Source organism: Halopseudomonas phragmitis (genome assembly GCF_002056295.1).
Lineage (GTDB): Bacteria > Pseudomonadota > Gammaproteobacteria > Pseudomonadales > Pseudomonadaceae > Halopseudomonas > Halopseudomonas phragmitis.
The window spans coordinates 2,766,639-2,783,906 of record NZ_CP020100.1; the positions used below are offsets into that span (position 1 = coordinate 2,766,639).

15 protein-coding genes are annotated in these 17,268 nt (G+C 59.4%); 11 read left to right on the forward strand and 4 right to left on the reverse strand.

Translation table 11 applies throughout. The features are described 5' to 3' along the window. Window positions 1–254: 254 nt before the first annotated feature. The 6 genes from fadB to BVH74_RS12915 all read left to right on the forward strand — a co-directional run bounded on the left by fadB (window position 255) and on the right by BVH74_RS12915 (window position 7,473). Entirely contained in the window at window positions 255–2,402 is a 2,148-nt protein-coding gene (gene fadB, locus BVH74_RS12890) for a fatty acid oxidation complex subunit alpha FadB (protein ID WP_080050457.1), read from the forward strand. A 27-nt stretch (window positions 2,403–2,429) separates the two neighbouring features. Next, window positions 2,430–3,605 (forward strand): acetyl-CoA C-acyltransferase FadA, encoded by a 1,176-nt coding sequence (gene fadA / locus BVH74_RS12895; protein WP_080050458.1) that lies wholly within the window; start codon window positions 2,430–2,432, stop codon window positions 3,603–3,605. Between the two features lie 132 nt (window positions 3,606–3,737). Next, window positions 3,738–3,950, forward strand: coding sequence for a DUF1653 domain-containing protein (locus BVH74_RS12900; protein WP_080050459.1), 213 nt, complete (start codon window positions 3,738–3,740; stop codon window positions 3,948–3,950). A gap of 84 nt (window positions 3,951–4,034) precedes the next feature. After that, window positions 4,035–6,653, forward strand: coding sequence for a type I DNA topoisomerase (topA, locus tag BVH74_RS12905; protein ID WP_080050460.1), 2,619 nt, complete (start codon window positions 4,035–4,037; stop codon window positions 6,651–6,653). Window positions 6,654–6,663: 10 nt separating this feature from the next. Further along, on the forward strand, window positions 6,664–7,176 hold the full coding sequence (locus tag BVH74_RS12910; protein WP_080050461.1) for a DUF6586 family protein: 513 nt from the start codon (window positions 6,664–6,666) through the stop codon (window positions 7,174–7,176). Window positions 7,177–7,233: 57 nt separating this feature from the next. Continuing rightward, window positions 7,234–7,473 carry a hypothetical protein gene (locus BVH74_RS12915; RefSeq protein ID WP_080050462.1) on the forward strand — a complete coding sequence of 80 codons (240 nt, stop codon included), beginning with the start codon at window positions 7,234–7,236 and terminating at the stop codon, window positions 7,471–7,473. Between the two features lie 73 nt (window positions 7,474–7,546). Here BVH74_RS12915 and BVH74_RS12920 read toward each other — a convergent pair whose 3' ends face one another. Together BVH74_RS12920 and lexA are read right to left on the reverse strand one after the other, a co-directional pair. After that, complete coding sequence (locus tag BVH74_RS12920) at window positions 7,547–8,053, reverse strand: SulA-like leucine-rich domain-containing protein (RefSeq protein ID WP_080050463.1); 507 nt, start codon at window positions 8,051–8,053, stop codon at window positions 7,547–7,549. 11 nt (window positions 8,054–8,064) lie between these two features. After that, entirely contained in the window at window positions 8,065–8,673 is a 609-nt protein-coding gene (lexA, locus tag BVH74_RS12925) for a transcriptional repressor LexA (RefSeq protein ID WP_080050464.1), read from the reverse strand. Window positions 8,674–8,873: 200 nt separating this feature from the next. Here lexA and BVH74_RS12930 point away from each other — a divergent pair, with 200 nt between their 5' ends. Genes BVH74_RS12930 through BVH74_RS12950 form a run of 5 tightly spaced genes read left to right on the forward strand, consistent with a single transcriptional unit; the run spans window position 8,874 to window position 13,028 of the window. Then, entirely contained in the window at window positions 8,874–9,560 is a 687-nt protein-coding gene (locus BVH74_RS12930; RefSeq protein WP_080050465.1) for a TetR/AcrR family transcriptional regulator, read from the forward strand. A gap of 57 nt (window positions 9,561–9,617) precedes the next feature. Then, on the forward strand, window positions 9,618–10,136 hold the full coding sequence (locus tag BVH74_RS12935; protein ID WP_080050466.1) for a L,D-transpeptidase: 519 nt from the start codon (window positions 9,618–9,620) through the stop codon (window positions 10,134–10,136). Between the two features lie 14 nt (window positions 10,137–10,150). Next, window positions 10,151–11,137 carry a beta-N-acetylhexosaminidase gene (gene nagZ / locus BVH74_RS12940; RefSeq protein WP_080050467.1) on the forward strand — a complete coding sequence of 329 codons (987 nt, stop codon included), beginning with the start codon at window positions 10,151–10,153 and terminating at the stop codon, window positions 11,135–11,137. Window positions 11,138–11,145: 8 nt separating this feature from the next. Further along, window positions 11,146–12,288 (forward strand): mechanosensitive ion channel family protein, encoded by a 1,143-nt coding sequence (locus BVH74_RS12945; protein WP_080050468.1) that lies wholly within the window; start codon window positions 11,146–11,148, stop codon window positions 12,286–12,288. Continuing rightward, complete coding sequence (locus BVH74_RS12950) at window positions 12,288–13,028, forward strand: S-methyl-5'-thioinosine phosphorylase (protein ID WP_080050469.1); 741 nt, start codon at window positions 12,288–12,290, stop codon at window positions 13,026–13,028. The genes BVH74_RS12945 and BVH74_RS12950 overlap by 1 nt, the downstream gene beginning before the upstream one ends. A gap of 67 nt (window positions 13,029–13,095) precedes the next feature. Here the strand turns inward: BVH74_RS12950 and BVH74_RS12955 are convergent, their stop codons facing one another. Next, window positions 13,096–13,653 carry a CsiV family protein gene (locus BVH74_RS12955; RefSeq protein WP_080050470.1) on the reverse strand — a complete coding sequence of 186 codons (558 nt, stop codon included), beginning with the start codon at window positions 13,651–13,653 and terminating at the stop codon, window positions 13,096–13,098. Continuing rightward, complete coding sequence (gene mfd, locus BVH74_RS12960) at window positions 13,650–17,126, reverse strand: transcription-repair coupling factor (RefSeq protein ID WP_080051729.1); 3,477 nt, start codon at window positions 17,124–17,126, stop codon at window positions 13,650–13,652. The genes BVH74_RS12955 and mfd overlap by 4 nt, the downstream gene beginning before the upstream one ends. Between the last annotated feature and the right edge of the window lie 142 nt (window positions 17,127–17,268).

Sequence of the window (17,268 nt, forward strand, 5' to 3'; positions counted from 1 at the left end):
AAGGCATTTGAATGTTTCATATAAGACTTTTTCGAGCTGAAGTATGGCTTTATGCCGTAGCGTGCATTGACAATTGCAGCGATTTCCCCGAAGGTGTGCGCACCCGAATCAAACAAGCGTATGAATTGTTGTGGTCAAACCCACGGCATTCTCTGTCTCGGGAACGTTCATGATATCGGCACCGCGGCACCTACTAGGGGTGGGGCGGCATGGCTGGTGTCTCTCAAGTGCTTTCACAGCGTGGAGATCAGTTGATGATTTACGAAGGTAAAGCCATCACGATTCAGGCCCTCGAAGACGGCATCGTCGAGCTGAAGTTCGACCTGCAGGGCGAGTCTGTCAACAAATTCAATCGTGCCACCCTGGCTGAACTGCAAGCCGCCGTAGAGGTTTTGCAGGGCGACAGCAGCATCAAGGGTGTCATCGTGACCAGCGGCAAGGACGTGTTCATCGTCGGCGCCGACATCACTGAGTTCGTCAACACCTTCCAATTGCCGGAAGAAGACCTGGTGGCTGGTAACCTGGAAGCCAACAAGATCTTCAATGCCTTTGAAGACCTGAACGTCCCGACCGTGGCCGCCATCAATGGCCTGGCCCTGGGTGGCGGTTTCGAAATGTGTCTGGCCTGTGATTTCCGGGTCATGGCCGCCAGCGCCAAGATTGGCCTGCCGGAAGTCAAGCTGGGCATCTACCCGGGCTTTGGTGGCACCGTACGTACCCCGCGTCTGATCGGTGTCGACAACGCTATCGAATGGATCTGCGCCGGTGCCGAGCAGCGCGCCGACAAGGCCCTGAAAGTTGGCGCAGTTGACGCTGTAGTCGAAGACGCCAAACTTAAGGACGCCGCACTGGATCTGGTCAAGCGTGCCGCTGCCGGCGAGATTGACTTCAAGGCCAAGCGTCAGCCCAAACTGGAAAAAGTCAAGCTCAACACCATCGAGCAGATGATGGCTTTCGAAACCTCCAAGGGTTTCATCGCTGGTCAGGCCGGTCCGAACTATCCGGCCCCGCTGGAAGCCGTCAAGACCATCCAGAAAGCTGCCAACTTCACTCGTGAAAAGGCTCTGGAAGTCGAAGCTGCCGGTTTTGCCAAACTGGCCAAGACCACCGTTGCTCAGTCGCTGGTGGGTCTGTTCCTGAACGACACCGAGCTCAAGCGTAAAGCCAAGCAGTACGACAAGGCTGCTGCAGACGTGAATCTGGCTGCGGTACTGGGCGCTGGCATCATGGGCGGCGGTATCGCTTACCAGTCGGCGGTCAAGGGCACTCCGATCCTGATGAAGGATATCCGTGAAGAGGGTATTCAACTGGGTCTGGATGAGGCCTCCAAGCTGCTCGGCAAGCGTGTCGAGAAGGGCCGTATGAAGCCGGCCGACATGGCCAAAGCGCTGAACGCCATTCGCCCGACCATGTCCTATGGCGATTTCGGCAATGTTGATATCGTGGTCGAAGCCGTCGTCGAGAACCCCAAGGTCAAGCACGCTGTGCTGGCTGAGGTGGAGTCGCAGGTGCGTGAGGATGCAATCATCACCTCCAACACCTCGACCATCTCGATCACTTACCTGGCCCAGGCGCTCAAGCGTCCGGAAAACTTCTGCGGCATGCACTTCTTCAACCCGGTACACATGATGCCGCTGGTTGAGGTGATCCGTGGCGAGAAGTCCAGTGATCGCGCTGTTGCCACTACCGTGGCCTATGCCAAGAAGATGGGCAAGACCCCTGTTGTGGTCAACGATTGCCCCGGCTTCCTGGTCAACCGCGTACTGTTCCCATATTTTGGCGGCTTTGCTCGCCTGTTGGGCATGGGCGCCGATTTCCAGCGCGTCGACAAGCTGATGGAAAAATTCGGCTGGCCGATGGGGCCGGCTTATCTGATGGACGTGGTTGGCATGGATACCGGTCACCATGGCCGTGACGTGATGGCCGAAGGTTATCCGGACCGTATGGCTGACAAGACCAAGACTGCTGTTGACGTCATGTACGAAGCCAATCGCCTGGGTCAGAAGACCGGCAAGGGCTTCTATGCCTATGAGATGGACAAGAAGGGCAAGCCGAAGAAGGTTGTTGATCCCGAGACCTATGAGCTGCTGAAGCCGATCGTGCTGGAGCAGCGCGAGCTGACTGATGAGGAAATCGTCGAGATCATGATGGTTCCGCTGTGTCTGGAGACCGTACGCTGCCTGGAAGACGGTATCGTCGAAAGCGCTGCGGACGCTGACATGGGCCTGATCTATGGTATCGGCTTCCCTCCCTTCCGCGGTGGCGCACTGCGCTACATCGACACCTTGGGTGTGGCCGAGTTCGTTGCCATGGCCGATAAGTACGCGGAGTTCGGTCCTATGTATCACCCGACCGAGAAGCTGCGTGAAATGGCCAAGAACGGTCAGAAATTCTTCGGTTAATGCGGAATACGGAGCGAGAGTAAAGCTATGAGCCTGAATCCGAGAGATGTGGTAATTGTCGACTTCGGCCGCACCCCGATGGGCCGTTCCAAGGGCGGCATGTACCGCAATGTACGCGCCGAAACCCTGTCCGCCAAGCTGATCACCGGCGTACTGGAGCGCAACCCGAAGCTGAACCCGGCTGAAGTTGAAGATGTAATCTGGGGGTGTGTGAACCAGACCCTGGAGCAGGGCTGGAACATTGCCCGCATGGCGTCACTGATGACTCCGATCCCGCACACTGCGGCCGGCCAGACCGTCAGCCGTCTGTGTGGTTCTTCCATGAGCGCGCTGCACACCGCCGCTCAGGCGATCATGACCGGCAACGGCGACGTGTTCGTGGTTGGTGGTGTCGAGCACATGGGCCACGTGGGCATGATGCACGGCGTTGATCCGAACCCGGCCCTGTCGCTGTATGCGGCCAAGGCTGCCGGCATGATGGGCCTGACTGCCGAAATGCTGGGCAAGATGCACGGCATCACCCGCGAGCAGCAGGACCAGTTCGGCTACCGTTCGCACCAGTTGGCGCACAAGGCTACTGTTGAAGGTCGTTTCAAGGACGAGATCATCCCGATGGAAGGTCACGACGAGAACGGCTTCCTGCGCGTGTTCACCGAAGACGAGACCATCCGTCCGGACACCACCCTGGAAAGCCTGGCCGCACTGCGCCCGGCGTTCAATCCCAAGGGCGGTACCGTGACTGCGGGTACCTCCTCGCAGATCACTGACGGCGCCTCCTGCATGATCGTCATGTCGGCTCAGCGTGCCAAGGATCTGGGTATGGAGCCGCTGGCGGTGATCCGTTCCATGGCTGTGGCCGGTGTCGATCCGTCGATCATGGGTTATGGTCCGGTACCTTCGACCAAGAAAGCGCTGCAGCGCGCAGGTCTGACCATTGATGACGTTGATTTCGTCGAACTCAACGAAGCCTTCGCTGCCCAGGCGCTGCCGGTCCTCAAGGATCTGAAGCTGCTGGACAAGATGGAAGAGAAGGTCAACCTGCACGGTGGCGCCATCGCTCTGGGTCATCCGTTCGGCTGCTCCGGCGCACGTATCTCCGGCACCCTGCTGAACGTGATGAAACAGCGCCAGGGCCGCATTGGTGTTTCCACCATGTGCGTGGGTCTGGGTCAGGGCATCACTACCGTATTCGAACGCGTCTAACGCAATCGGTACGGAGAAAGCCGGGGCCTGTGCCCCGGCTTTTTTATTTGCGAGCGTTACCGGTTTATGCCTGAGTGCCTGAGCGTGGCATCCTCGGCTACACTCGCGACTTTTCCACTGTCAGGAGGCCCTATGAAGCCCGGTCGCTATCGTCACTATAAAGGAAAGGATTACCAGGTCATTGGCGTTGCCCGTCACTCCGAGACCGAGGAAGAGCTAGTGGTGTATCGCACCCTGTACGGTGATTACAGTCTTTGGGTCCGGCCGCTGGCCATGTTCAGTGAACAGGTTGAAGTTGACGGCGCGCTGCATCCACGCTTTACCTTTATCAGCGAAGACGTGTAGGCTCTGGCCCTCCGGTCTGCACCGGTAGTGGGCCGGCCCGAGCGCCGCCAACCAGAATCGATTGAGTCAGGAATACAGTTACCCATGGGAAAAGCACTGGTCATTGTGGAATCGCCCGCCAAAGCCAAGACGATCAACAAGTATCTTGGTAATGATTTCGTGGTGAAGTCGAGTATCGGCCATATCCGCGATCTGCCCACCAGCGGGGGCAAGACCGAGAGCAAGCCCAAAAATGGGCGCAAGGCGGCGTCGGCCCAGGAGCTCGACAAGGCCACCAAGGCACGTATCCAACTGGTCAATCGCATGGGGGTTGACCCTGAGAATGGCTGGGCGGCGCGCTACGAGATTCTGCCGGGCAAGGAAAAGGTCATCGACGAGCTGCGTCGTCTGGCCAAGGATGCCGATACCGTCTACCTCGCAACGGACTTGGACCGTGAGGGGGAGGCGATTGCCTGGCACCTGCGCGAAAGCATCGGCGGCGATGAGAGCCGCTACAAACGCGTGGTGTTCAATGAAATTACCAAGAAGGCCATCCAGGAGGCCTTTTCCCAGCCCGGTGAGCTGGATCTGAATCGGGTTAATGCCCAGCAGGCCCGACGTTTCCTCGACCGGGTAGTGGGCTATATGGTCTCGCCGCTGCTGTGGCAGAAAATTGCCCGTGGTCTGTCGGCTGGTCGGGTGCAGTCGGTAGCGGTCAAGCTGATCGTTGATCGTGAGCGGGAGATCCGCGCTTTTGTCCCGGAAGAGTTCTGGGAAGTGCATGCACTGCTGGATACGCCCAAGGCCGAGTCAGTACGGTTCGAGGTGGTGCGCCAGAATGGCGAGACCTTCCGTCCGCTTAACAAAGCGCAGACCGATGCGGCGCTGGAAAAGCTCAAAGCGGCTAGCTATCAGGTAATCAAGCGCGAAGACAAGCCAACCAGTACGCGTCCTGGTGCGCCCTTTATTACCTCGACGCTGCAACAGGCTGCCAGTACTCGCCTGGGCTTCAGTGTCAAGAAAACCATGATGATGGCCCAGCGTCTCTACGAAGCGGGCTATATCACTTATATGCGAACCGACTCGACCAATTTGTCGGCCGACGCCATCGGCATGGCCCGCGGTTACATCGAATCGGCTTTCGGTAAGCAGTACCTGCCGGAAAAACCCAACGTCTACAGCAGCAAGGAAGGCGCTCAGGAGGCGCATGAGGCGATTCGTCCTTCTGATGTTAAGCTCAAGGCTACTGACCTCAAGGGCATGGAGCGTGACGCTGAGCGCCTTTACGAGCTGATCTGGCGTCAGTTCGTGGCCTGTCAGATGCCGCCAGCCCGTTACCTGTCGACCAGCATCACCGCGCAGGCTGGTGAGTTCGAACTGCGCGCCAAGGGCCGTATCCTGCAGTTTGATGGTTACACCAAGGTCATGCCGCCGCAAGGCAAGGGCGGCGAGGACGAGGTGTTGCCGGATCTGCAGGTCCAGGACGCACTCAAGCTCAACAAGCTTGACCCCAAGCAGCACTTTACCAAGCCGCCGGCTCGCTACTCCGAGGCCAGTCTGGTCAAGGAGCTGGAAAAGCGCGGTATCGGCCGGCCGTCGACCTATGCAGCGATCATCTCGACCATTCAGGAGCGCGGCTACGTGACCCTGAATAATCGGCGCTTCTATGCTGAAAAGATGGGCGATATCGTCACCGACCGGCTCAGCGAAAGCTTCCCCAACCTGATGGACTACGGCTTTACTGCCAATATGGAAGAGTCGCTGGATGAAGTGGCTCAGGGCGGGGTGCCTTGGAAGCAGGTGCTGGATGAGTTCTATGCCGACTTTCGGCGCAAGCTCAGCGCAGCCGAAGCAAGTACCGAAGGGCAGGGAATGCGGGCTAATCAGCCAACCCTGACCGATATCGCCTGCCACGAATGTGGCCGGCCTATGATGATCCGTACCGCCTCGACTGGGGTGTTTCTCGGCTGCTCTGGCTATGCACTGCCGCCCAAAGAGCGCTGCAAGGCGACCATCAACCTGGTGCCGGGCAACGAAGTGGCTGAGGATGATGACGAAGGTGAGTCACGGGTACTGCGTACCCGTCATCGTTGCGCGCTGTGCGGTACGGCGATGGACAGTTATCTGGTCGACGAGAAGCGCAAGCTGCACGTTTGCGGTAATAACCCGGATTGCAGCGGCTTTGAGATCGAAGAAGGGCAGTTCAAGATCAAGGGTTATGATGGCCCGACCCTTGAGTGCGACAAATGTGGCAGTGAAATGCAGCTCAAGACCGGTCGTTTCGGCAAGTACTTCGGCTGCACCAACAGCGTCTGCAAGAACACTCGCAAGCTACTGAAAAATGGTGAGGCCGCGCCGCCGAAGATGGATCCGGTGAAGATGCCTGAGCTGCGCTGTGAAAAGGTTGATGATATCTACGTGCTGCGTGATGGCGCTTCTGGGCTGTTCCTGGCTGCCAGTCAGTTCCCGAAGAACCGCGAGACCCGGGCGCCGCTGGTGGCCGAGCTGCTGCCGCATCAGGCTGAAATCGATCCAAAATACCACTTCCTGTTCGATGCTCCGGTAAAAGACCCGGATGGTCATCCGACGGTTGTGCGTTACAGCCGCAAGACAAAAGAGCAATATGTACAGAGTGAGGTGGAAGGCAAGCCGACGGGTTGGCGGGCCTTCTATGACGGCAAGCAGTGGTCGGTGGACGATGGCCGCAGCAAAGCCAAGCGTTGAGAGGTGAATTATGGCCAATGAAGTTTATACCCGCACCAATCAGGCCTTGCACTTTGCCCGTTGGTCGTTGGCCAGTTGGCACCAGGCAGCTGAGTCGGGTGCACTTGATGCCGTGACCCAGGCTCGTTATCACCGTGAACATGTGGTCTTTCACCTGTACCGGGCGGTGCTGGCGGTCATTCACGAAGTGGCTGATCGTTACCGCTGGCCGTTGCTGGATGTGCGCACGGTAGAGCAGGTGCTCGATGGCCGGGTCGCTGAGCGCTATCCGGGCCCCGAGCTGGCCGAGCTGAATGAATTGGCGCTGCACAAGGAAACCTGGCTGGCCGGTCTGCTGGCCGCCTGGCAACAATTGCAGGCGCCGCCCAAGCCGCAGGAAAGCAAACCACGAGCTGATGAGCAGATCATCGCCAGCAGCGCATTGGAGCCTGCGAAGGAGTGGGGCATGGCGCAGGCTGAGGAAGCACTGGCGGCGCTCAATGAGCGGGTGAGTTGCTATAGAGATGGGATGCAGGAGTGGTAAGTCTGCGAGGGCTGTGGTGATTGTGGTACACTGCCCCCGTTACAGGAGAATACAGTCATGCCTTCACCCTTTCTCGAAATCGTAGAGCTGGCCGATGGTAAAGTGGCCCTTCGTCGTTCGGACGAGGAGGGCGAGCCGCTCTTGACCATCGAGTTTTCTGCCGATGCTCAGGAATATCTGCAAGGACACTACATTGAGGTGGCCAAGGCTATGATCAGTGCTGGGATGCAGGTCGCCGGGCAGGTCATGGATGAGGAAGAAGATGACTACATTCCGGAGCACCGCGTACTGCACTGATGCTGCGCTCAGGGTTTGGCGACCCGGCATTCAAGGGTAAATGCCCGCAACAAACGTTGCGGGCATTTTTGTTTCAGGCGGCGGCTTGAGTGCTTTCCATGCGCACGTTGAGGCTACGACAACTACCGGAGCGAGCAGCATTCTCCAATAGGGCGGCCTGCTGCTGACTGGTTTGGTGCCAGCTTACTACGGTATGGCTGTAACCCAGGCGCAGCAGTTCGCAAGTCAGCTTGAAACTATCCATGCCGGTTTTGGAGCGCACGATCAGAATGCGCCAGGGGTCGAGCCCTGCTTGGCGCAACCAGCCGTGACTGACAGCTTCAGGAGGGTCGACCAGGGTCAGCCAGCCCGGGGTCCGAGCCTGGCTCAGCTCTCTCAGGACCGGAGCCAGCCACTGCAGGCAATGGCGAGGTGCGCCGTTGAGACTGATTTCGCTGAAACCGCCAGCGTCCTCGTTGTTGGTGAGAGCCTCTTCACTGACCGGGGTGGTCAGAGACTCAAGACGGCTGCGTGATGCCATCAGGGCGTTGTGGAAGAGCTCGGCCTGTTCAATACGGGGGTGGCTTTGGCGGTACTGCATGCTCAACTCCTTCAGCGGCGGATGACGCCGACACTCAAACCTTCGATGGTCAGTTCCTGTTCGCCCAGATCTACTTCAATGGGGGCGAACTCCGGGTTCTCGGCTATCAGCGAAACCTTGCGTCCCTGTTTCTGGAAACGCTTGACTGTTACTTCGTCGCCGACGCGGGCGACTACCACTTGGCCGTTGCGGGCTTCGCTGGTGCGGTGTACTGCCAGCAGGTCGCCGTCGAGGATGCCAATATCCTTCATACTCATGCCTCGCACCCTGAGCAGGTAGTCGGCTTTGGGGCGGAAAAAGGAGGGGTCGATCCGGCAGTGGTCTTCAATGTTTTCCAAGGCAAGGATCGGCTGGCCGGCGGCGACCTGGCCGATAACGGGTAGGCGGTCTTCATCAACCTCAGTTCCCTGATCCGGCAGGCGGATGCCGCGTGAGGCGCCGGGAATCATTTCGATCGCGCCCTTGCGGGCCAGCGCCTTGAGGTGGTCTTCTGCTGCATTGGGCGATTTGAATCCCAAAACCCGGGCGATATCGACCCGAGTCGGCGGATAGCCATTGGCGTCCATGTACTCCTTGATGAAGGCCAGGATTTGTTGTTGCCGTGCCGTCAGTTTTTGCATGGAGACTAACCTGTGTTTTTATCCAGTAACTGTGATTATATACAGTTATCACCGTGAGGCAAGAGTCTTGTCAGACACGGTTCTACTGGTTAAAAGGTAACTACCGGATAAAAACAGTACTGGTTCCTGAATTGACTTGACAGTCAGGATGTTTGAAACGTATGTTTCAAACATCTGTTTGTATTTTGGGAGCTGCCTTAATGGCCCAGTCGGAAACTGTTGAACGTATCCTGGACGCCGCCGAGCAATTGTTCGCGGAAAAAGGCTTTGCTGAGACCTCCCTGCGTTTGATTACCAGCAAGGCCGGGGTCAACCTGGCGGCGGTCAATTACCACTTCGGTTCAAAGAAGGCGCTGATTCAAGCGGTCTTCGTGCGTTTTCTCAACCCCTTCGTTGCAAGCCTTGAGCAGGAGCTTGATCGTCATCAGCGTGAAGGCGGCAGTTCGTTGTCTCTGGAGGAGCTGCTGGAGATGCTGGTGCGCCAGGCCTTGGCAGTTAAGCCTCGCAGCGGCAATGACCTGTCGATCTTCATGCGTCTGCTCGGGCTGGCTTTCAGTCAGAGTCAGGGCCACTTGCGCAAATACCTGGGAGAGGTCTACGGCAAGGTATTCCACCGCTATATGCACTTTCTGATGCAGGCGGCGCCGCAACTGCCACCCCAGGAGCTGTTCTGGCGAGTGCATTTCATGCTTGGCAGTGCCGCGTTCACCATGTCCAGCATGAAGGCTTTGCGTGCCATTGCCGAGTCTGAGTTCGGCAGCCAGGCCGGGGTCGATGATGTGCTGCATCTGATGGTACCTTTCCTTGCCGCTGGAATGCGTGCTGAAGGCTCCGGGCTGCCCGGTGGCAGTGACCCGCGCCGCGGTGAATTGCTCGAAAGGGTCTGACGGCCCTTATCAGTTTCCCGTCTATCCGTTATGGTGTGCACTTTCCCGGAGGTGCGCATGCAACTGGATCTGATCCGCATATCCTTGTCAGAACAGACCCTGACCGGCTATCAGGCCGGTCAGGCGGTTTGCCATTTCCCGGTCTCGACCGCAGTCAATGGCGCCGGAGAGCGTGAGGGTTCGGGCTGTACGCCTCGGGGGCGACACCGCATCCGGGCGCGGATTGGTGATGGTCAGCCGTTGCGGGCGGTGTTTGTCGGGCGACGTCCAACCGGTGAGCTGTGGTCGCCGGAACTGGCTGCGCAGTACCCCCGGCGCGACTGGATTCTGACCAGAATTCTCTGGCTGTGTGGCGAGCAACCCGGCTTCAACCGTGGCGGCGATTGTGATTCCCAGCGTCGCTATATCTATCTGCATGGCACCGCCGACGACCAGCCAATGGGTGTTGCGCGTTCCCATGGCTGCATTCGCCTGCGTAACCAGGACATGCTGGAACTCTTCGAGCTGACGCCGGTCGGTTGCCAGGTAATTATTGATGACGGGGCGACAGGCCCCCTGACTGGAGATTCTGCTTGACTCATGCTTCCTTGATGCTGGATGTGGCTGGAACCTGGCTGACCCCGGACGACCGTCAGTTGTTGCGCCAGCCTGAAGTTGGCGGTCTGATTCTGTTTGCTCGCAATACCGAGTCGCCGACCCAGGTCCGTGAGCTGGTTCGCTCCATTCGTGCATTGCGCCCGGATATGCTGATCGCCATCGATCAGGAGGGCGGTCGGGTGCAGCGTCTGCGCCGCGATGTATTGCGCCTGCCGCCACTGCGCGAAATCGGCTTGCGAGCCGGGGAGCAGGCGTCACAGGTGGCGCGTCAGGCGGCCTGGCTGATGGCGACCGAGATGTTGGCCTGCGGTATTGATATCAGCTTCGCGCCGGTGCTGGATCTGGACTATGGTCGCAGCCAGGTCATTGGTGATAGGGCTCTGGGCCGTGATCCTGATCAGGTCAGCCAGTTGGGTCGGGCCTACATCGAGGGCTTGCAGGCCGCGGGTATGGCTGCTACTGGCAAGCATTTTCCCGGTCACGGCTGGGCTGAGGCCGACTCGCATTTTGCCTTGCCGGTTGATGAGCGTAGCGAAGCCGAGATCCGCGCCACGGATCTCAAGCCGTTCGCGGCACTGGCGCCGTTGCTCGACGGCATTATGCCCGCGCATGTGGTGTATCCGGCCGTCGATGAGTTGCCGGCGGGGTTTTCCAGACGCTGGTTGCAGCAGATCCTGCGTGCCGAGCTGGGCTTTGATGGGGTGATCTTCAGCGACGATCTGACCATGGCCGGTGCTCACGCCGTGGGTGGCATGCCGGAGCGGGTCGATGCCGCTCTGCATTCGGGCTGCGACATGCTGCTGGTATGCAATGACCGGGCGGCGGCTGAGCAGGCGCTGGTGCACTGTCAGCAGCGCGGGATCAGCGAGCCGCTACGCCTGGCCAGGATGTTGGCCCGCTCGCGCCCGGGGCTGGATTACAAGGCATTGCCGAACTGGTCGCAGGCAGTGCATGACTTGAAGCAATGGGAGTTGGTGTAACTGTGGATATGGATGAACTGTTGGAAAGCTTGCCGCTCGAGTCTCTGCCGTTGGGCGGAGAACTTTGGATATACAAGGTTTTCGCGATTATTTTCATTTCATTGGTCGCAGCCTATCTGGGCAAGCTGCTGCTGGACCGGGTTGAGCAGCGGGCGCTGAAAACCTCCACGGTTTGGGATGATGCGCTGGTGATAGCTGCGCGTCGGCCGTTATGGGTGATGATCTGGAGTATGGGCCTGTTATGGGCTTCCCAGGTGACCGCCGCACAGATGGATGACGGGTTGGCTGAGGTGCTGGATAAGCTCCAGTCGGTACTATTGATTGTGCTCCTGGCCTGGTTCCTGATTCGCCTGGCGCTGGAAGTGGAAAAACGCCTGGTTGACCCAAATTGCCGGGAAAAGCCGATCGACAAGACCACGGTCAACGCAATCGGCAAGCTGCTTAGAATTTCGGTGGTGATCACCTCGTCACTGGTGATTCTGCAATCTATGGGCTATAGCGTGTCCGGGGTATTGGCCTTTGGTGGTATTGGCGGTCTGGCGGTGGGTTTTGCTGCCAAGGATCTGCTGGCCAACTTCTTCGGCGGCCTGATGGTCTATCTGGATAGGCCTTTTTCGGTGGGGGAGTGGGTTCGTTCGCCGGAGAAGGAAATCGAAGGTACGGTTGAGCATATTGGTTGGCGTCTGACCCGCATCCGTACTTTCGACAAGCGACCAATTTATGTTCCCAATGCGGTGTTTACCAATATTGTGCTGCAGAATCCGTCGCGCATGAGTCATCGGCGAATCTATGAGCATATTGGTATTCGCTACGACGATATCAGTCGAATGGAGCCAATCGTCAAGGCGGTTCGGGAGATGCTCAAAGAACACCCGGAAATCGCCCAGGACCAGACTCAGATGGTCTACTTTGACCGTTGCGCGCCATCGTCGGTGGATTTCTTCATCTACTGCTTCACCACCCCGGTATGGGCCGAGTTCCACCGGATCAAGGAGGATGTGTTGCTGAAGATTCTGGCTATCATCGATGAGCACGAGGCCCAGGTGGCATTCCCGACCTCGACTTTGCATGTGCCGGAAGGTTTGCGGCTGCGCTCGGGTGAGGTGGAACACAGTCCCGAGTCGCGTCCAGTTACGCCGGAACACGCCTGATGGGCTGTCTGGCGATCATCGGTGGCACCGGGCTGACGCGTCTGCCAGAGTTGCAGGTAACGGGCCGAGAATCGCTGGAGACGCCGTTTGGTTCACCTTCGGCGGAGCTTGTGCGGGGCCTGTTGGCCGGGCGTGAGGTGTTGTTTCTGGCCCGTCATGGTGATCCGCACCGGATTCCGCCTCATCGGGTCAACTATCGCGCCAATCTCTGGGCCTTGCGCGAGGCTGGGGCGACGGCGGTGGTGGCGGTCAATGCGGTGGGTGGCATTGATGCAGTGATGCCGCCGGGGCACTTCTGTGTGCCCGATGATGTAATCGATTACACCTGGGGGCGGGCCTCGACCTTTTTCGAGGACGATCTGGAGCAGGTCACTCACATAGACTTTACCCAGCCCTACGACGAGTCGTTGCGCCAGAAGTTGCTGGCAGTACTGGTGGCACAGGGTTATGCCCACAGTTCTAATGGGATCTATGGCGCGGCTCAGGGACCGCGACTGGAGAGCGCAGCCGAGATTCGACGGATGGAGCGTGATGGCTGTGCGATTGTCGGTATGACCGGGATGCCTGAAGCTGCGCTGGCTCGTGAGCTGGAACTTCCCTACGCCTGCCTGGCCCTGGTGGTCAATCCGGCGGCAGGCAAGGCCCAGGGACCAATCCGCATGGAGGATATCGAGGCGGTGATGGCTGCGGGGATGGCGCGGGTTGGAGCGGTGTTGGCTGGAGTGATCGGCACGCTTTAAGGTACCTGAACGGGGAGAGCCGCTGCGACACCCTCTGACTCGGGCGTCGAGCGGCCGATTGGCTGGCTTACAGGCGTGACACCCGTATCAGCATGCCCATGCCCTGGTGGTCCAGGTAGTGGACTTCGTCCACGCGCAGGCGACGATTCTGGCGCAGGTGCTCACTGACGGCCTGACCCTGCACATTGTGATTGAGCCAGAAGCTTACATCGGCCTCCAGGGCCCGTTCCTGACTCAGGCGGACCAGGCCCTGCACTGGATAAATCCCCAGGGCGTTTTCCGTGCCGCTGGTCACGGCCACACGCAAGCTATCGTCGGCAGGCTGTTCCCAGGCCTTGTGCAGTCTGACCCGGTAACCCTGATCGTTCAGCCGGCGTGCCTCTGTGCCAAGCCGGTAGCGGGTCTGGTCGATATTGCGTACATCGCTGCGGGCGGTGCTGTCGAGCAGCACTGCGCGCTCAGCCCAGTCCGATCCGGGGCCCTGACCCGCTGCCAGTTGGCCGGAGGCCTGGCTGAATACCACCACTTCAACCTGATAGATCTGCTCGCTTTGGGCCTGGGCCAGGCCGGCCCAGCCGAGGGCCAGGATCAGCAGCAGGGTGAAGATGCGCAGGGGGTGATTCATGGGCGTTTTCCTTTGCCGGTTGTTTCTGTGGGTTGTTGCAGGCGATCAATCAGGGCTTCAAGCGTGTTCAGACGCAGCTCGGCATTGCCCATGGGGGCATTGAAGCGGAATATGGTAGCGCCTTCAAGCCGGTAGCGTTGTGGGCTGTCCTGAATCAGTCGTACCAGCGTCAGTGGGTCGACTGCGGTGTTGGTGCCGAATTCCAGGCGACCATGTTCGGGGCCAACATCGACCTTGACCACGCCCAGTGGTTCGCAGCGCAGTTTCAGCGAGGTTACCCGGAACAGAGTCTTGACTGGTTCGGGCAGCAGGCCGAAGCGGTCGATCATTTCCACCTGCAGGTCTTTGAGTTGCTCATCGTCGCCGGCGTTGGCGATGCGCTTGTAGAGAATTAGTCGCGCATGTACGTCGGGCAGGTAGTCGTCAGGAATCAACGCAGGTAGACGCAGGTTGATGTCAGGTCCGCCGGACAACGGCTGTTCCAGCTCTGGCTGCTTGCCCTGCTGGATGGCTTTGACCGCGCGCTCGAGCATTTCCATGTACAAGGTGAAGCCAACGGCTTGAATCTGGCCGCTCTGGCCATCGCCCAGCAGTTCGCCAGCGCCGCGGATTTCCAGATCGTGGGTGGCCAGGGTGAAACCCGCGCCCAAGTCCTGGGCAGCGGCAATGGCCTCCAGGCGTTTTTCCGCATCGCTGGTGACTTTTTTGCCATGTGGGGTCAGCAGGTAGGCGTAGGCCTGGTGGTGACTGCGCCCGACCCGGCCGCGTAGCTGATGCAACTGGGCCAGGCCGAATTTGTCGGCGCGTTCGATAATGATGGTGTTGGCGCTGGGTACGTCGATCCCTGTTTCAATGATGGTCGAGGTCACCAGAACGTTGAAGCGGCGATGATAGAAGTCGCGCATGACCTGTTCCAGCGCGCGTTCGGGCATCTGGCCATGACTGATGCCGATCCTGGCTTCGGGTACCAGTTCGGCCAGATCGGCAGCACACTTCTCGATGGTTTCCACCTCGTTGTGCAGGAAGTACACCTGGCCGCCGCGCAGCAGTTCGCGCAGAATCGCCTCCTTGACCACTGCCGGCTGTTGCTGCATGACGAAGGTCTTTACCGACAGCCGGCGGGCCGGCGGGGTGGCGATGATCGACAGGTCGCGCATGCCGGACATTGCCATGTTCAGGGTTCGCGGAATTGGCGTGGCGGTCAGGGTAAGTACGTCGACCTCGCTTCGCAGCGCCTTGAGGCGTTCCTTCTGGCGCACGCCAAAGCGGTGTTCTTCATCGATGATTACCAGGCCAAGATCCTTGAACTGAATGTCGTCCTGCAGCAGCTTGTGGGTGCCGATGATGATGTCGACTTTGCCTTCGCCCAGCTCGCTGATGGCGCTCTTGACCTCTTTGCCCGATTTGAACCGGGACATGACTTCGACCTTGACCGGCCAGTCGGCAAAGCGGTCACGGAAGCTGTTGTAGTGCTGCTGAGCCAGCAGGGTAGTGGGTACCAGTACCGCTACCTGCTTGCCGCTGTGGACGGCGATGAACGCGGCGCGCATGGCGACTTCGGTCTTGCCGAAGCCGACATCGCCGCAGACCAGGCGATCCATGGGTTTGTTGCTAAGCATGTCGTTGATGACCGCCTCGATCGCAGCCTGCTGGTCGGCGGTCTCCTCGAACGGAAAGGCTTCGGCGAAGGCCTGATAATCACGCTCGGGATGGGCGAAGCTGAAGCCCTTGCGTGCGGCACGGCGGGCGTAGACGTCGAGCAGTTCGGCGGCTACGTCGCGGACCTGCTCGGCAGCCTTGCGCTTGGCTTTCTGCCACTGTTCGGAGCCAAGCCGGTGCAGTGGCGCGCTGTCGTCCTCGGCACCGCTGTAGCGGGCGATCAGGTGCAGGTTGGAGACCGGAACGTAGAGCTTGGCCTCGTCGGCGTATTCGAGCATCAGGAACTCGGCCTGCTGATCGTCGATTTCCAGATTGGTCAGTCCGCGATAGCGTCCAACGCCATGGTCGATATGCACCACCGGGGCGCCTTCGCGCAGTTCGGTGAGGTTGCGGATGACTGCATCGCCCAAGTCGGTCGCCTTGCCGCGCCGACGGCGCTGCATGACCCGCTGGCCAAACAGCTGGCTTTCGGCGATCAGCGCTACTGGCGGGTGTTCGCAGATCAGGCCCTGGTCAATCGGCGCGATCAGCAGGCCAAGGCGGCTGTCACTGGCAAGAAAGGCTGGCCAGTCTTCGAACGCCTCCGGGCTCAGTTCGGCCGGCTTGAACAGGTCGAGCAACGCCTCCCGGCGCCCAGCAGTTTCGGCGATGAAGGCGATCCGTCCGGGAAACCGGTCGATGAAACCGAGCAGCGCCTCGAGCGGCTGTTCACGCTTGTTATCGACCGTCAGCTCGGGGGGCTGGGGGCAGGCAAAGATACTGTGACCGACGGCGGCCGGTTGCTGGTTCTGATGGCAGATGACCCGAGGGTACTGCTTGATCTTGGCGAAGCACTCTTCAACGGCGAGAAATAGTGCACTGGGCGGCAACAGGGGCCGGGTCGGGTCGATGCGCTGGTCTTCATAGCGGCTGCGTACGTCCTGCCAGAAATGCTCTGCGGCTGCTTCGATCTCCGGCAGGCTGAAAAGCTGGGTGTTGGCCGGAAGGTAGTCGAACAGGGTGCCCAACTCGTCAAAGAACAGCGGCAGGTAATACTCAATGCCTGGTGGTACCAGACCTTCGCTCAGGTCCTGATAAATCGGACAGCGCCGGTAGTCGACATCGAAGCGCTCGCGGAAACGGGCGCGAAAGCCGGTCAGGGCTGACTTGTCGAGCGGGAATTCCTTGGCCGGCAACAGGTGAATACGTTCGACCTTGTCGATCGAGCGTTGGGTTTCCGGGTCGAAGGTGCGCAGGGTTTCGATATCGTCATCGAACAGGTCGATCCGGTAGGGTAGTCGACTACCCATCGGGTAGAGATCGAGCAGGGCGCCGCGGACGGCGTAGTCGCCATGTTCATAAACAGTGTCGACGCAGCGGTAGCCGGCGGCGTCCAGATCCAGGCGCATGGCTTCCATGTCCAGCCGCTGACCAACTTCGAGCATCAGTACCGAGCCGGCCAGAAAGCCGCGCGGGGCAATGCGCTGTAGCAGAGTGGTCATGGGGACGACCAGAATGCCCTGTTTGACCTGGGGTAACTGGTGCAAGGCCCTCAGGCGCTGGGAGATGATGTCCTGGTGTGGTGAGAAACGGTCGTAGGCCAGGGTTTCCCAGTCCGGAAAACTGAGTACTGGCAGTGCCGGGGCAAAGAATCTCAGTTCTCGCTCCAGCCGGTCAGCTTCGGCGCTGTCCTTGGTGATGACCAGGCTCAGGCCCGAGTGGGTGCTGGCGGCTTCGGCGATAGCCAACGCCTGGGCGGCGCCCTGGAGCCCGCTCCAAAGGCTGCGGGTCTGGCTGAGCTCGGGAAGAGTGAGGATCGTCGGTGTGGACGGCATGCCGGTCAGGTCCATTGCGAAAAGCCGCTAGTTTAACTCCGTGTGCCGCTGTTGTGTTCAATCGCGTTTACGCACTTGCCGGGCTTGGTGATTGCCTCCTTGGGCGGTAAAACGCATAATATCGCCCCCTCAGTTTCTTAAC